This window comes from Pseudomonas sp. R15(2017) (genome assembly GCF_002112685.1).
GTDB lineage: Bacteria > Pseudomonadota > Gammaproteobacteria > Pseudomonadales > Pseudomonadaceae > Aquipseudomonas > Aquipseudomonas glycinae.
Map to the genome: position 1 here is coordinate 122,830 of NZ_NEII01000012.1, position 15,518 is coordinate 138,347.

Sequence of the window (15,518 nt, forward strand, 5' to 3'; positions counted from 1 at the left end):
CGAAAAGGCCCGCCGCCGTGGGGGCGGCGGGCTTGAACGCAGCGGCAGGTCAGGCGAAGTTCTGCTGCGCCGACCAGTTTTCGTACCAGTGACGGAACAACGTGTACTGGGCTTCTGCGTAACGACGCTGTGAGTCGCTAAGGGCATCGGTTTCGTTGAAATGCAGGGTGTATTCCTTGTCGCCGTTGAGCACCATCAGGTGTTTGTAATACAGCACCAGATCCGTGCCTTCGTCGAAGGACGACAGCACCGCCAGCGCCGATTCCAGCTCACGGGCCTGACGCCGCGCCTTGGCGTCACCCTTGGCAGCCTGCTTGCTCAGGGCCACCAGTTGCAGCACTTCGCGGGGCAGGGCGTTGCCGATGCCGGTGATGGCGCCGGTGGCGTTACAGTTGACGAAACCGTGCACGACCTGGGTGTCGACACCGACCATCAAGGTCACGTCATCATCCTTGGAGGTGATGTTTTCAGCGGCGTAGCGCAGGTCGGCGCCACCGCCGAATTCCTTGAAACCGATCAGGTTCGGGTATTCACGGCGCAGTTCGAAGAACAGGTCGGCGCGGGTGGCGAAGCCGTAGTAAGGGCTGTTGTAGATCACCGCCGGCAGGTTCGGCGCGGCTTGCAGAATAGCCGCGAAGTGGGCTTTTTGCGCCGCCGCCGAAGCACCACGGGACAGCACCCGAGGAATCACCATCAAACCCTGCGCGCCGACCTTCGCCGCATGGGCCGCGTGGGACACCGCTTCACGGGTGTTGACCGCGCCAGTGCCGACGATGGTCGGTATCCCGGCGGCCACCAGCCGCGCCACGCCTTCCTGACGCTCGGCTTCGGTGAGCAGCGGCCAGTCGCCCATGGAGCCGCAGTACACGACGGCGCTCATGCCAATGTCGATCAGCTCGCGCCCCTTGGCCACCAGCGCATCGAAGTCCGGTTTGCGCGCGGCGGTGCACGGGGTCATCAGGGCGGGCATGCAGCCGGTGAAGATGTTGTCGCACATTATTGTTCTCCTTGGAACGGTCATTCAGAGGGGTTTGAAAGTGCAGCGCAGCGGCTCAGATGCCCCACGCGAACGGATCGGTGTCGTCGATCAGCAACGTGCTGTCGGCGGTCATATGGGCGCGGCCGGTGATGTAGGGGCGGATGCGCTCGCCTTCCCATTCAAAGCGGCCTTCAAATTGGCTGCCGGTGATGCTCGCCTGCACCCAGCGCTCGCCGGGCGCGAGTTTTTCGTCGGCGGCCAGGCACGCCAGTTTGGCGCTGGTGCCGGTGCCGCAAGGGGAGCGGTCGTAGGCTTTGCCGGGGCACATGACGAAGTTGCGGCTGTCGGCCTCGGCGTCGTCGGCGAACAGTTCGATGTGGTCGATGAGCGCGCCGTCCTCGCCATGGATGCCTTGGTCTTCGAGGGCCTTGAGCATTTTCCAGGTGAGGTCGGTCAGGGTTTCGACGTTGTCCAGCGTCAGCGTCTGGCCGTGTTCGGAGACCAGGAAAAACCAGTTGCCGCCATAGGCGACGTCACCGAGAAAGCGGCCGTATCCCGGCACTTCCACCGCCACCTGTTTGCGTGAGCGATAGGCGGGCACGTTGCCCAAGGTCACGGCGCCGTCTTCATGCAGCGTTGCGCTGACCGGGCCGACCGGCGTGTCGATCTTGTGCACGCCCGGTGCGATCAGCCCCAGATGTTGCAGCGATGCGACGAGGCCGATGGTGCCGTGGCCGCACATGCCGAGGTAACCGGCGTTGTTGAAGAAGATCACGCCGCAGGTGGCGTCCGGCGACACCGGTTCGCAATACAGCGCACCCACCAGCACATCGTTGCCGCGCGGTTCCAGCAGGCAGGCGCGGCGCCACTGGTCATGCTGGTCGCGCAGGGCGTCGCGTTTCTCGGCCATGGTGCGGCCGGGCAGGTCGGGAAAGCCTTTCATCACCAGACGCGTGGGTTCGCCGCCGGTGTGGGAATCAATGACGTGTACTCGTTTCATGGACAGGTCCCGTTAAGTGGTTTCAGTAAGCGCCGGCAGCGCGAGGATTGGTGTTGGAGGTAGGGGACGGCGAAGCGACTTCGCTTTCATCCTCTTCCGATTCCAGGCGCAGCAGGTGTGCCGGTACGCCGGTGGCCGCGCCCCAGTAATAAATACCCATCGCACAGGCTGCGACGACCAAGGTGTCGAACGGATGGGTGAGGATGCCCAGGCCGCCAAAGGTGCCGAGTTTCGACAGGACGATGGTCACCGCGTAGAAGGCGATCAGCCACGCGGACGAGCGCACTTGCCGGGACAGACTGAGGTGGGTGGTCGGCACGAAGCGGCCGCAGAGCAGATAGACGACGAACATCAGGATTTGCAGGCCGAGCAGCCAGGACACGGTGTTCCAGCCCGACCAGTAAACGATCAGCGCTGCGATGATGAACGACACCGGCCCCAGCACGCCCATGCACTTGACCCGGAACGGGCGCGGCATGTCGGGCGCATTGCGACGCAGCGCGGCGACGGTCACCGGGGCGACGGCATAGCTCAGCACCAGCGCGGCGGATACCACGTTGATCAGCGCTTCCCACGATGGGAACGGCAGGGTCCAGAACACCGATAGGGCGAAGGTCAGCCACAACGCCGGACGCGGGATGCCGGACTTCGCGTCGATGTGGGTGAAGACCTTGAAGAACGTGCCGGTCTGCGCCCAGCCGTAGATCACCCGGGGCGTGGCGTTCATGTAAATGTTGCCGCAGCCGCTGGGGGAGATCACCGCGTCGGCGACCACCAGATACGCCAGCCAGCCCACGCCCAGCGCCAGGGCGATGTCGCGGTACGGCAGGGCGAATTCCTTGGAAACACCGGCCCAGCCATTGGCGAGCAGTTCGGTCGGGATGCCGCCGAGGAAGGCGACTTGCAGCAATACGTAGATGGCGGTGGAAAGCAGCACCGACAGGATCAGCGCAATCGGAATGGTGCGTTGCGGGTTCTTCACTTCGCTGGCCACCGAAATGATCGGGGTCAGGCCGAGGTAGGCGAAGATCACGCCGCCGGCGGAGACCGCCATCTCGACGCCCGAAAGCCCGAAGGGGGCGAAGCCTTGGATCTGAAAGTTTTCCGGTTTGAAGAAGGTGAACAGCACGCCGATCACCAGCAGCGGCACGATGAACTTGAACACGCTGACCAGGTTGTTGGCCTTGGCGAAGGTCTTCACGCTGCGGTAGTTGAGCAGGAAGAACACGCAGAGCAGACCGAACTGCACCAGCCAGCCGAGCAAGGTCGGATCACCGCTGCCAGCCTTGGTCAGGCTCGGAAACCAGGCGGCCGCGTATTGGCGAGAGGCAACCACCTCGATCGCCACCAGACTGGAAAACGCGATCAGTGTAATGAATCCCATCAGGTAACCGAGCAGCGGCCCGTGGCTGTAAACCGGGTAACGCACCACACCGCCAGCGCGGGGCAATGCCGCGCCCAGTTCGCAGTAGACGATGCCCAGCAGCAACACGGCGAACCCGCCCAGCAACCAGGAAAAAATCCCGGCCGGCCCGGCAATCGCCGACACGTGACTGGCCGCGAACAACCAGCCGGAACCGAAGATCGCCCCCAGTCCGATAAAGGTGAGGTCGATCAATGAAAGTTGTTTTTTGAACTTGCCTTGGCCTGACATGGCATCGCCTTCTTGTGAGTTATTGGATAGGCAGGTGTGAGTCACTGGAACGGCTAAACAGTGAACTCATCGGGCGTCGGGCGATTGATGTTTTGTGCAGCTCTGAATGACGAAATCGGCACAGTTGCGAAGAAAGCCAGCGGCGCTCGACACGCTTCGAACGTTGCTGCAATCTGCACGCGAACGCCTCAGCCCGATCCACTCACCGGGGAAAACCGTCACCATGCAGAACGCATTTGCGATCCTGTGCCAGGGCGATGAGCACAATCGCCCCCACACCCTCGAGGCGCTGTTGGCGGGGGTGGCGCCGCTGTTGCCGATGCTCGACGTGATTCCGAACGCGGCAATTTTCATCAAGGATGTGCAGGCGCGGTACGTCCTGGCCAATCACACGCTGGTGCAGCGCTGCGGTTTGAAAGACCTGAAACCGCTGCTCGGCAAAACCAGTGCGCAGGTGTTTCCGGCGCAACTGGGACCGGGTTATACCGAGCAGGACCGGCGGGTGCTGGAAGAGGGACTGGTGCTGGAGGATCAGCTGGAGTTGCATCTATACGGCAGTCGCGAACCGGGCTGGTGCCTGACGCACAAGCGTCCGCTGTACAACCGCGACGGCGAGATCATCGGCCTCGCGGGGATTTCGGTGGACCTGCAATCGGCCAGCGAAACCCACCCGGCGTTTCAGCGCCTGGCGGCGGTCGACGAACACATCCGCGCGCATTTCAATCGTCGGGTGACCCTGGGCGAATTGACCCGGATCGCCGGTATCTCGGTGGCGCAACTGGAACGTTACTGCAAACGGGTGTTCCACCTGACGCCGAGGCAGATGATTCAGAAAGTGCGACTGGAACATGCCCATCGCCTGTTGCATACCGAACTGCCGATCACCGAGGTGGCACTGCAATGCGGCTACACCGATCACAGTGCTTTCACCCGCCAGTTCAAGGCGTCGACCGGTTTTACCCCGCGTCAGTATCGGCAGGCGACAGAGCAATGAGCGGGTTTCGGTGGGCGATCAGCCCGCTCGTTTCAGCGTGTGTGCGACGTACAGTTTTGTGATCAGCCCGGCCATTGCCTTCGCTCCGAAACAACGGAAGTAAACGTAACCGTTGTCGGTCTCCAGACTGACGATCCGGGTAATGAATCCCCCCTCCAGAGTGACTTTGCGAATCGTGGCTATCGGGACTTCAACGTCCAGAACTCCGCCGGGCACCGCGCGGTTCATGGCATTGGCACTCATACGAATCCCGGACGGCGTGATCACCACTTTCCCACCCACCCAGAGTCCGCCGGGCACGAGAAAATTGGCCAGCCTGGACTTCAGCACTTCTTCAGCCACCTCAGACGCTCCCTTGTTTGATTGCTGTTGGAAAACCACAGGCCTGTTTACCTGACAAAAAACCAAATCGCCATGTGTTTCCTTCGTTCTTTCATACGTCGCAGTTGTCACTGTCCGTTCCCGCCTGTCTGGAGTTCACCCGATGCCTTCGCTCAAAACCCTGCCCGCCGCCTTGCTGGGGCTGGCCCTTGCTTGTCCCGTCGAAGCCGAGCCTCAGGGCATGGAACTGGGGCAAGTGCTGATCGGGGCCGAGGATCAGAGCGGTGAAGATGCGTCGGTGGAAGAGGCGAAGGCGCGTCTGGCCGAGGTGCCGGGTGGCAGCAACGTGGTGGATATGCGCCAGCCATTGCAGGGCCGGGTCGCGGGCAATCAGGACGTATTGGCGTATCAGCCGGGTGTCTATGCCCAGTCGGCGGGCAACGAAGGGACGAAGATTTCGATCCGTGGCTCGGGCATCAACCGTGCCCCCGGCGCCCACGCATCAGGGCTGTACACGATGCTCGACGGCCTGCCGCTGACCGGCCCCGGCGGCACGCCTTACGAATTACTGGAGCCGTTGTGGCTCGACCATGTAGAAGTCCTGCGCGGTGCCAACGGATTTGATCGCGGTGCGCTGGCCCTCGGCGGCGCCGTCGATTACGTCAGCCACACCGGCTATAACGCGCCACTGCTGAATGTGCGCTATGTCATGGGCAGCCACGGTTATGCCCAGCGACAAGTCAGCTCGGGTCAGGTGCTGGGCGATTTCGATTACTACCTGTCGATGACCGATGCGCATTCCGACGGTTATCAGGATCACACCGCCAGCAAGAGTCAGGGCGTGATCGCCAACTTCGGTTATCGCTTCAATCCGAATCTGGAAACCCGCTTCTACATTCGTCACCGCGAGACCGACAACGACCTTGCCGGCCGGGTGACCAAACATTCCATCGAACACGATCCGCGCGCGGCCAACCCGGCCTACGTGACGCGCAACGACAGCCGCGACCAGCCTGGCAGCACCTTCATCGGTAACAAGACCACGTACTACATCGATGACGATTCGAGCATCCAGACCGGTCTGGTTTATCACGATTACCCGATGGACCTGCGCGAAGGTCCCAATCGCCTGAAGGTGGCGTACACCGATGTCAGCGGCACGTTCGACTACAAGCGCCGCGACACTCTCTGGGGGATGGAGAGCAACAGCACCGTGGGCCTGCGAGTGACCAAACACCTGCCCAACGACGGGGCCAGCGAATTGGTGCGTATTCCCGGCGGCAACACCGCTGGTTATGCTCCGGGCACGCATATGCGCAACTTCACTTATCAGGGTTCGGATTCTGTCCTGCACGTGGGCAACGACCTGGAAATCGCCGACGACCTGTGGCTGACCACCGGCCTCGCCGCGATCTACACCCGTCGCGAAAGCGCCGTGACCTACCCGGAAGGTGGCGGCAAGACCAGCCTCGGTGACTGGGACTATGCGCCACGTCTGGGTCTGCGCTATCAGGTGACGCCGGACCTGCAACTGTTCGGCAACCTGAGCCGTTCGGTCGAAGCGCCGCATCCGTGGTCGCTGATCTACAGCTCCAACGTACGGTTCCCGGCCGGCAGCGGCGCCGCCACCGGCACCCAGCGCGACCCGGTCAAGCTGCAGAACCAGACCGCGACCACCCTGGAACTCGGCGGCCGTGGCGACAGCGCGTTGGGCGAGTGGAGCCTGGCCTGGTACTACGCTCAAGTGCGCCACGAATTGCTCTCGGTATTGCCGGACGCCAACGCCACAACGCCTTACGAACTCAATGCCAGCCCGACCGTGCACCAAGGTATTGAAGCCAGCCTGCTCAGCAACCTGTGGTCAGCAAACGATGGCGGCAAGTTGAGCCTGCGCCAGGCCTATACCTTCAGCGACTTCCACTATCGCGACGACGACCGCTTCGGCGACAACCGCTTGCCGGGCCTGCCGATGCATTACTACCAGGGCGAACTGCGCTACGACTTCCCGCAGGGGTTCTTTGCCGCCATCAACACGCAACTGGTCTCGAAAACCGCAGTGGATTACGCCAACAGCTATTACGCCGATCCTTACGCCACCTTCGGCGCGACCCTCGGTTACAACGCACCGAAAGGCGACTGGCAGACCTGGCTGGACATGCGCAACCTGACCGACAAACACTACGCCGCTACAGTTACGCCGGGCTATGACGATAAAGGTCTGGACGCCGCACGCTCCACGCCGGGTGAGGGCATGGCGATGTATGTCGGGGTGTCGTGGAGTCTGCTTTGATCCGACGAAAGCGCGGTGATTGAAACCGTTCGATCACCGGACAGCCAAACCTTCGTCCAATTGCCCGATCCGCCACGCCGGCGTACTGTGACCGGTGATGGCGCAAACCGCGACCATCACCATAACGACAAGATCGAGTGCCTTGCCCATGGACAGCCGCCTGCTGAGCGACCGCAGCAGCGTGTTTCGCCACGCTGACCCGTATGCCGTCTCCGACTATGTGAACCAGCACGTCGGCCAGCATTTCATCGGCCTGTCCAGAACCACCCACCCGCAAGCCAGCCTCAATCACCGCAAACTCGCCGATCTCGATCTGTGCCGCATCAGCTATGGCGGCAGCGTGCGCGTGACGTCGCTGGCGCTGGAAACCGTGTATCACCTGCAAGTCCTGCTGCAAGGCAACTGCCTGTGGCGCGGGCACAAGCGCGAGCATCATCTGGTGCCGGGCGAATTGCTGCTGATCAACCCGGACGATCCGGTGGACCTGACTTATTCCGACGATTGCGAGAAGTTCATCCTCAAGGTGCCGGTCAGCGTGCTGGAATCGGTGTGCGACGAACAGCGCTGGCTGCATCCTGCCGGGGGCATCCGGTTCCTGCGCAATCATTACCGGCTCGACGAGCTGGAAGGGTTTACCAGCCTGCTGGGCATGATCTGCCAGGAAGCCGAAGCCAGCGACCCGTTGCTGCGGGTGCAGGAGCATTACGCGCAGATCGTCGGCAGCAAACTGATTTCGCTGATGAACACCAACGTCAGCCGTGAATGCCTGAGTTCGCCGAGCGTCAGTTTCGAGCGGATCCTCGACTATATAGAGCGCAACCTGAAGCTGGATCTGCCCGCCGAACACCTGGCGGCCCAGGTAAACATGAGCTCGCGCTCCCTGTACGCGCTGTTCGAACGCCAGCTCGGCGTGACCCCGATGCAATACATCCGCCAGCGCAAGCTGGAACGCATTCATGCCTGCCTCAACGATCCGAGCTGTCCGGTGCGCAACCTCACCGAACTGGCGCTCGACTACGGCTTCCTGCACCTCGGGCGTTTCTCCGAAAGCTATCGCCAGCAGTTCGGCGAATTGCCGTCCGTGACCTTCAAGCGCCGCCACTGAATTCCCGCCTCGAAACAATCTGAAGCACCTGCTGCGCCGTCCTGCACAAAACGGATAGCGCTCTGCAGGATTCGGATATTGCCGCCCGCGTTGCCTCCCTAATCTGACCTGGCCTGAACAATAACAATGGAGGCCCCGGCCATGTCCCTGGGAATCGACTACCTCAATGCCATGCTTGAAGAGGACCCCGAAAAGGGGGCCTACCGCTGCAAGCGGGAGATGTTCACCGATCCGCGGCTGTTCGAACTGGAGATGGCGCACATCTTCGAAGGCAACTGGATTTACCTCGCCCACGAAAGCCAGATCCCCAACGCCAACGATTTTCTGACCCTCAGCATGGGTCGCCAACCCGTGTTCATCGCCCGCAACAAGGCCGGTGAACTCAATGCCTTTCTCAATGCGTGCAGCCATCGCGGCGCCATGTTGTGCCGGCACAAGTCCGGCAACCGTTCCAGCTATACCTGCCCGTTCCACGGCTGGACGTTCAACAACAGCGGCAAACTGCTCAAGGTCAAGGACCCGAGCGAGGCCGGCTACCCCGAAGGCTTCAACTGCGAAGGCTCCCACGACCTGACCAAGGTTGCGCGTTTCGAGTCCTATCGCGGCTTTCTGTTCGGCAGCCTGAATGCCGATGTGAAATCCCTCGCCGAGCACCTGGGCGAGTCGGCCAAGATCATCGACATGATCGTCGATCAGTCCCCAGAAGGCCTGGAAGTGCTGCGCGGTTCCAGCTCCTACATCTATGAAGGCAACTGGAAACTCACCGCCGAAAATGGCGCCGACGGCTATCACGTCAGCTCCGTGCACTGGAACTACGCTGCCACCCAGAACCAGCGTCAGCAGCGTGACGCCGGCGAAGAAATCAAGACCATGAGCGCCGGCAGTTGGGCGAAGAAGGGCGGTGGTTTCTACTCATTCGACCACGGCCACTTGCTGCTCTGGACCCGCTGGGCCAACCCCGAGGATCGTCCAGCCTATGAGCGCCGCGACGAACTGGCCCGAGACTTCGGCCAGGCCCGTGCTGACTGGATGATCGAGAACTCGCGCAACCTGTGCCTGTACCCCAACGTGTACCTGATGGATCAGTTCAGCTCGCAGATCCGCATCGCCCGGCCGATCTCCGTCGACAAGACCGAGATCACCATCTATTGCATCGCCCCCAAAGGCGAAAGCGCGGAGGCCCGGGCTAAGCGTATCCGCCAGTACGAAGACTTCTTCAACGTCAGCGGCATGGCCACCCCGGATGACCTCGAAGAATTCCGCTCATGCCAGACCGGCTACGGCGCCGGGCGCGGCTGGAACGACATGTCCCGTGGCGCGACCCATTGGGTCGAAGGCGCGGACGCGGCGGCCGAGGAAATCGACCTCAAGCCGTTGCTGTCCGGCATGCGCACCGAGGACGAAGGCCTGTTCGTGCTGCAACACAAGTACTGGCAGGAAACCATGCTCAAGGCCGCTTCGGCCGAGCGGGATCTGATTCTCGTGGAGGCTGTGTGATGAGCAACCTCTACGACACCGTGCGCGACTTCCTCTACCGCGAAGCACGCTACCTCGACGACGGCCAATGGGATCAGTGGCTGGAACTCTACGCCGCCGACGCCAGTTTCTGGATGCCGGCCTGGGACGACCACGACACCCTGACCGAAGACCCGCAAAGCGAAATATCGCTGATCTGGTACGGCAACCGTGGCGGTCTCGAAGACCGGGTGTTCCGGATCAAGACCGAGCGCTCCAGCGCGACCATCCCCGACACTCGCACCTCGCACAACCTCAGCAACATCGAGATCGTCGAGCAGGGCGAAGGGCAATGTCAGGTGCGCTTCAACTGGCACACCCTGAGCTTTCGCTATCAGGTCACCGACAGTTATTTCGGCACCAGCTTCTACACCCTCGACCTGCGCGGCGAACAGCCGCTGATCAAGGCCAAGAAAGTCGTGCTGAAGAACGATTACGTCCGTCAGGTCATCGACATCTATCACATCTGATCGAGACGGCGGCGAGCCGGGCTCGACGCTGTGAGCGAGGTGCACCATGAGTTTCCAGATCGCACTGAATTTCGAAGACGGGGTCACCCGTTTCATCGAGGCCTCGGGCCACGAAACCGTTGCCGACGCGGCGTATCGCCAAGGCATCAACATCCCGCTGGACTGCCGCGACGGCGCCTGCGGCACCTGCAAGTGTTTCGCCGAAGCCGGGCGTTACGCCATGGGCGACAACTTCATCGAAGACGCCCTGAGTGAAGACGAACTGGCCCAGGGTTACGTTCTGACCTGTCAGATGCGCGCCGAAAGCGATTGCGTGGTGCGGGTGCCGGTCGGCTCGCAGGTGTGCAAGACCGAACAGGCGAGTTATCAGGCGTCGATCAGCGATGTCCGTCAGCTCTCCGAAAGCACCATCGCGCTGTCGCTCAAGGGCGAATCCCTGAGCAAACTGGCGTTCCTGCCCGGTCAGTACGTCAACCTGCAAGTGCCGGGCAGCGAGCAATCCCGCGCCTATTCCTTCAGCTCGTTGCAGAAGAACGGCGAGGTCAGTTTCCTGATCCGCAATGTCCCCGGCGGCCTGATGAGCAGCTTCCTCACCGGGCTGGCCAAGGCCGGCGACAGCCTGAATCTCGCCGGGCCATTGGGGAGTTTTTACCTGCGCGAGATCAAGCGGCCGCTGCTGTTGTTGGCCGGCGGCACCGGGCTGGCGCCATTCACGGCGATGCTGGAGAAGATCGCCGAGCAGGGCAGCGAACATCCGGTTCACCTGATCTACGGTGTGACCAACGATTTCGATCTGGTGGAACTCGACCGCCTCGAAGCGTTCGCCGCGCGCATCCCGAATTTCAGCTTCGGCGCCTGCGTGGCCAATCCGCAGAGCCAGCATCCGCTCAAGGGCTACGTCACCCAGCACATCGAACCGCGCCACCTCAACGAAGGCGATGTCGACGTGTACGTGTGCGGTCCGCCGCCGATGGTCGAGGCCGTCAGCCAGTACATCCGCGAGCAGGGCATCACGCCGGCGAACTTCTACTACGAGAAATTCGCGGCGGCCTGAGTCTTCTTTCTGAATTGCGAGGTTGTCATGAACAACAGATTCGCCAACAAGGTCGCGCTGGTCACCGGCGCAGCGCAGGGCATCGGTCGCCGGGTGTGCGAGCGCTTGCTGGAGGAGGGCGCGCAGGTGATCGCCGTCGACCGCTCCGAGCTGGTTCACGAACTGCAGGGCGAGAGCGTGCTGTCGCTGATCGCCGATCTTGAGCAATACGCCGATTGTGCGCGGGTGATGAGCGCCGCCGTCGATGCGTTCGGGCGCCTGGATGTGCTGGTCAACAACGTCGGCGGCACCATTTGGGCCAAGCCGTTCGAACACTACGAAGTCGAGCAGATCGAGGCCGAAGTGCGCCGCTCGTTGTTCCCGACGCTGTGGTGCTGCCACGCCGCATTGCCGTACATGCTCAAGCAGGGGCGCGGCGCGATCGTCAATGTGTCGTCGATTGCGACCCGCAGCCTGAACCGCGTTCCGTATGGCGCGGCGAAGGGCGGGATCAATGCGCTGACTGCCTGTCTGGCATTCGAAAACGCCGAGCGCGGGATCCGGGTCAACGCCACCGCGCCCGGAGGCACCGAAGCGCCGCCCCGGCGCATCCCGCGCAACGCCGCCGAACAATCTGCGCAGGAGCAGGCCTGGTATCAGGAAATCGTCGCGCAAACCCTCGATAGCAGCCTGATGAAACGCTACGGAACCATTGATGAACAGGTCGGCGCGATCCTGTTTCTCGCCTCGGACGACGCCTCCTACATCACCGGTGTAACCCTGCCGGTCGGTGGCGGTGACCTCGGTTGATCACGCTTGAATGGACACTGAAATGAACCGGATCCTGATTGAAAACCTGTCGGCGATCATCGTCGACCTGCCGACCATCCGCCCGCACAAACTGGCGATGCACACGATGCAGAACCAGACGCTGGTGATCCTGCGCCTGCGTTGCAGCGACGGTATCGAAGGCATCGGCGAAGCCACCACCATCGGCGGCCTGGCCTACGGCTACGAAAGCCCGGAAAGCATCAAGGCCAACATCGACGCGCACCTGGCGCCGGCGCTGCTCGGCATGGACGCGGACAACCTCAACGTCGCCATGCAGAAACTCGACAAGATCGCCAAGGGCAACACCTTCGCCAAGTCCGCCATCGAGAGCGCGTTGCTCGACGCTAAGGGCAAACGCTTCGGCCTGCCGGTGAGCGAACTGCTCGGCGGTCGGGTCCGCGACAGCCTCGAAGTCGCCTGGACCCTGGCCAGCGGCGACACCGCCCGCGACATCGCCGAGGCCGAACAAATGCTGGAAGCGCGGCGGCACCGGATCTTCAAACTGAAGATCGGCGCCAACCCGCTGGAGCAGGATCTGAAGCACGTGGTGGCGATCAAGAAAGCCCTGGGCGAGCGTGCCAGTGTGCGGGTCGACGTTAATCAGTACTGGGACGAATCCCAGGCAATTCGCGGCTTCCAGGTGCTCGGCGACAACGGTATCGACCTGATCGAGCAGCCGATCTCGCGAGTCAATCGTTCCGGGCAGATTCGCCTGAACCAGCGCAGCCCGGCGCCGATCATGGCCGACGAATCCATTGAAAGCGTCGAGGACGCCTTCAGCCTTGCTGCCGACGGCGCCGCCAGCGTGTTCGCCTTGAAGATCGCCAAGAACGGCGGCCCGCGCGCCGTGTTGCGCACCGCGCAAATCGCTGAAGCCGCCGGCATCGCCCTGTACGGCGGCACCATGCTCGAAGGCTCCGTCGGCACGCTGGCCTCGGCCCATGCGTTCCTCACGCTCAGGCAACTGACCTGGGACACCGAGCTGTTCGGCCCGTTGTTGCTGACCGAAGACATCGTCACCGAGCGCCCGCAGTACCGCGACTTTCACCTGCACATTCCACGCACCCCGGGCCTGGGCCTGACGCTGGATGAAGAGCGTCTGGCGCGTTTTCGCCGGCACTGATTCCTTAAGGAGAACGCCATGCTGTTCCACGTAAAAATGACCGTGAAATTGCCCGCCGACATGGATCAGGCCGTTGCCACCAAGCTCAAGGCCGACGAAAAGGAACTCGCCCAGCGCCTGCAACGCGAAGGCCAGTGGCGCCATCTCTGGCGCATCGCCGGGCACTACGCCAATTACAGCGTGTTCGATGTGCCCAGCGTCGAAGCGCTGCACGACACCCTGATGCTGCTGCCGCTGTTTCCCTACATGGACATCGAAATCGACGGCCTCTGCCGCCATCCCTCGTCGATCCACACCGACGACCGCTGAGCCCGCCCCCACAACAACAAGATGAGGTGAACACCATGACCGTGAAGATTGCCCACACTGCCGAACTGCAAAAATTCTTCGAAGAAGCTGCCGGTTTTGCCAACGATGGCGGCAGCTCGCGCCTGAAAAACATCGTCCTGCGAGTGTTGCAGGACACCGCCCGGATCATCGAAGACCTTGAGATCAGCGAAGACGAATTCTGGAAAGCCGTCGACTACCTCAACCGTCTGGGCGGCCGCTTGGAAGCCGGGCTGCTGGTGGCCGGCCTCGGCCTCGAGCATTTCCTCGACCTGCTGCAGGACGCCAAGGACGCGCAGATCGGCTTGACCGGCGGCACGCCGCGCACCATCGAAGGCCCGTTATACGTGGCCGGCGCGCCGCTGTACGAAGGGGAATGCCGGATGGACGACGGCAGCGAGGAGGGCGTCGCCACGCTGATGTTGCTCGAAGGTCAGGTGTTCGATCCGCAGGGCCAGCCGCTGGCCGGCGCCACGGTCGACCTGTGGCACGCCAACACCAAAGGTACTTACTCGTTCTTCGACCAGAGCCAGTCCGAATACAACCTGCGCCGACGGATCATCACCGATGCTGAAGGCCGCTATCGCGCCCGCAGCATCGTGCCCTCCGGTTATGGCTGCGACCCCCAAGGCCCGACCCAGGAATGTCTGAACCTGCTCGGCCGCCACGGCCAGCGCCCGGCTCATATTCACTTCTTCATTTCTGCACCGGGGCATCGGCATCTGACGACGCAGATCAATCTGTCCGGGGACAAGTATCTGTGGGATGACTTCGCGTACGCGACCCGTGAAGGGTTGGTCGGGGAGGTCGAGTTTCTGGAGGATGCAGCGGGACGTCGAGCCGAATTGAAGTTCGACTTCCAGTTGCAGCAGGCGCCGGATGCGGCGGCGCAACAGCGCAGTCAGCGGCCACGGGCGTTGCAGGAAGTCTGATTTCGGAGCTCTGATCGGATTGGCGGAACTGCGCAAAAAGTTGCGCAGTTGCCCGTAATAAAATCACGGTGAAAGCCACGGCAAGCTCTCTATATCGAGGCTTACAGCCAAGTGCGCAAGAAGTTGCACAGCACTGCGCAACTTCTTGCGCACTTTTTCGTTGTTTCCTACAGCCAAAAACGAACTTGTCCCACGCAAGCATCGTAAGTCTTTGATGGGGAAAAGCCCTGATGTGGCTGGCACGACTTTTGATATCTCCTTGGTCACCTGGGCAGGCAATCACGCCGTCCGGTCCTGTCTTTTGAGCAAGGAGCACACCCCATGGCAACACCAGCGTACATGTCGGTTACCGGCGAAAAACAAGGCCTGATCACTGCCGGCGCTTTCACCGCCGACTCCGTTGGCAACACCTACCAGGAAGGTCACGAAGACCAGGTCATGGTTCAGGCGTTCAGCCACGACGTGATCATCCCGCGTGACCCGCAATCCGGTCAGCCAACCGGTCAGCGCGTGCACAAGCCAGTCGTGATCACCAAGGTTTACGACAAGGCTTCGCCTTTGCTGCAAGCCGCTCTGACCTCCGGCGAGCGCATGAGCGAAATCGTTATCCAGTGGTACCGCACTTCGGCGCAAGGCACCCAAGAGCACTACTACACCACCAAACTGGAAGACGCGATCATCGTCGCCATCAACAACAAGATGCACAACTGCCAGGACCCGGCAAACGCCCACTTCACTCATCTGGAAGAGGTGCATTTCACCTACCGCAAAATCACCTGGACCCACGAAGTCTCCGGTACTTCGGGCTCCGATGACTGGCGTGCTCCGGTCGTTTAATCACGGCTGATGGTTGTACCGTTCCGGCCAGCGTTACTGGCCGGAACCTTTGAGTTCTTAAAGGATTACTGCCGCCAGAGGTTTATCAATCTGGCGTGGGTTGCAGC

15 protein-coding genes are annotated in these 15,518 nt (G+C 61.9%); 11 read left to right on the plus strand and 4 right to left on the minus strand.

Annotated features, from left to right (window positions below; genetic code table 11):
* Positions 1-49 precede the first annotated feature (49 nt).
* From CAF77_RS23180 to CAF77_RS23190, 3 genes are read right to left on the minus strand one after another with little or no spacing between them, the layout of a single operon-like run.
* Positions 50-997, minus strand: a complete 948-nt coding sequence (locus CAF77_RS23180; RefSeq protein WP_064381973.1) for a dihydrodipicolinate synthase family protein — start codon at positions 995-997, stop codon at positions 50-52.
* A gap of 55 nt (positions 998-1,052) precedes the next feature.
* Complete coding sequence (locus CAF77_RS23185; RefSeq protein ID WP_064381972.1) at positions 1,053-1,979, minus strand: 4-hydroxyproline epimerase; 927 nt, start codon at positions 1,977-1,979, stop codon at positions 1,053-1,055.
* A 22-nt stretch (positions 1,980-2,001) separates the two neighbouring features.
* Positions 2,002-3,633 (minus strand): APC family permease, encoded by a 1,632-nt coding sequence (locus tag CAF77_RS23190; RefSeq protein WP_085655385.1) that lies wholly within the window; start codon positions 3,631-3,633, stop codon positions 2,002-2,004.
* 223 nt (positions 3,634-3,856) lie between these two features.
* Here CAF77_RS23190 and CAF77_RS23195 point away from each other — a divergent pair, with 223 nt between their 5' ends.
* Positions 3,857-4,627: an AraC family transcriptional regulator gene (locus CAF77_RS23195; protein WP_064381970.1), complete on the plus strand. Its 771-nt coding sequence runs from the start codon at positions 3,857-3,859 to the stop codon at positions 4,625-4,627.
* A gap of 18 nt (positions 4,628-4,645) precedes the next feature.
* On the opposite strand, the gene CAF77_RS23200 is transcribed toward CAF77_RS23195, so the two are convergent.
* The gene (locus tag CAF77_RS23200; protein WP_082934460.1) at positions 4,646-4,969 is read right to left on the minus strand and encodes a hypothetical protein; all 324 of its coding nucleotides are present in this window, start codon (positions 4,967-4,969) and stop codon (positions 4,646-4,648) included.
* Between the two features lie 142 nt (positions 4,970-5,111).
* Here CAF77_RS23200 and CAF77_RS23205 point away from each other — a divergent pair, with 142 nt between their 5' ends.
* The 10 genes from CAF77_RS23205 to CAF77_RS23250 all read left to right on the plus strand — a co-directional run bounded on the left by CAF77_RS23205 (position 5,112) and on the right by CAF77_RS23250 (position 15,411).
* Positions 5,112-7,238, plus strand: a complete 2,127-nt coding sequence (locus tag CAF77_RS23205) for a TonB-dependent receptor domain-containing protein (RefSeq protein WP_064381968.1) — start codon at positions 5,112-5,114, stop codon at positions 7,236-7,238.
* A 148-nt stretch (positions 7,239-7,386) separates the two neighbouring features.
* On the plus strand, positions 7,387-8,343 hold the full coding sequence (locus CAF77_RS23210; protein ID WP_064381967.1) for an AraC family transcriptional regulator: 957 nt from the start codon (positions 7,387-7,389) through the stop codon (positions 8,341-8,343).
* Between the two features lie 141 nt (positions 8,344-8,484).
* Positions 8,485-9,840, plus strand: coding sequence for a benzoate 1,2-dioxygenase large subunit (gene benA, locus CAF77_RS23215; RefSeq protein ID WP_064381966.1), 1,356 nt, complete (start codon positions 8,485-8,487; stop codon positions 9,838-9,840).
* On the plus strand, positions 9,840-10,328 hold the full coding sequence (gene benB, locus CAF77_RS23220) for a benzoate 1,2-dioxygenase small subunit (protein WP_011333747.1): 489 nt from the start codon (positions 9,840-9,842) through the stop codon (positions 10,326-10,328). Before benA ends, benB begins: the two co-directional genes overlap by 1 nt.
* 46 nt (positions 10,329-10,374) lie before the next feature.
* Positions 10,375-11,382: a benzoate 1,2-dioxygenase electron transfer component BenC gene (gene benC / locus CAF77_RS23225; RefSeq protein WP_085655384.1), complete on the plus strand. Its 1,008-nt coding sequence runs from the start codon at positions 10,375-10,377 to the stop codon at positions 11,380-11,382.
* 27 nt (positions 11,383-11,409) lie between these two features.
* Positions 11,410-12,171: a 1,6-dihydroxycyclohexa-2,4-diene-1-carboxylate dehydrogenase gene (locus CAF77_RS23230; RefSeq protein ID WP_064381964.1), complete on the plus strand. Its 762-nt coding sequence runs from the start codon at positions 11,410-11,412 to the stop codon at positions 12,169-12,171.
* Positions 12,172-12,193: 22 nt separating this feature from the next.
* On the plus strand, positions 12,194-13,315 hold the full coding sequence (locus CAF77_RS23235; RefSeq protein WP_064381963.1) for a muconate cycloisomerase family protein: 1,122 nt from the start codon (positions 12,194-12,196) through the stop codon (positions 13,313-13,315).
* An 18-nt stretch (positions 13,316-13,333) separates the two neighbouring features.
* Positions 13,334-13,624 carry a muconolactone Delta-isomerase gene (catC, locus tag CAF77_RS23240; RefSeq protein WP_011333751.1) on the plus strand — a complete coding sequence of 97 codons (291 nt, stop codon included), beginning with the start codon at positions 13,334-13,336 and terminating at the stop codon, positions 13,622-13,624.
* Between the two features lie 35 nt (positions 13,625-13,659).
* Positions 13,660-14,574, plus strand: a complete 915-nt coding sequence (gene catA, locus CAF77_RS23245) for a catechol 1,2-dioxygenase (protein WP_064381962.1) — start codon at positions 13,660-13,662, stop codon at positions 14,572-14,574.
* A 321-nt stretch (positions 14,575-14,895) separates the two neighbouring features.
* The gene (locus CAF77_RS23250) at positions 14,896-15,411 is read left to right on the plus strand and encodes an Hcp family type VI secretion system effector (RefSeq protein WP_064381961.1); all 516 of its coding nucleotides are present in this window, start codon (positions 14,896-14,898) and stop codon (positions 15,409-15,411) included.
* Positions 15,412-15,518: the final 107 nt, after the last annotated feature.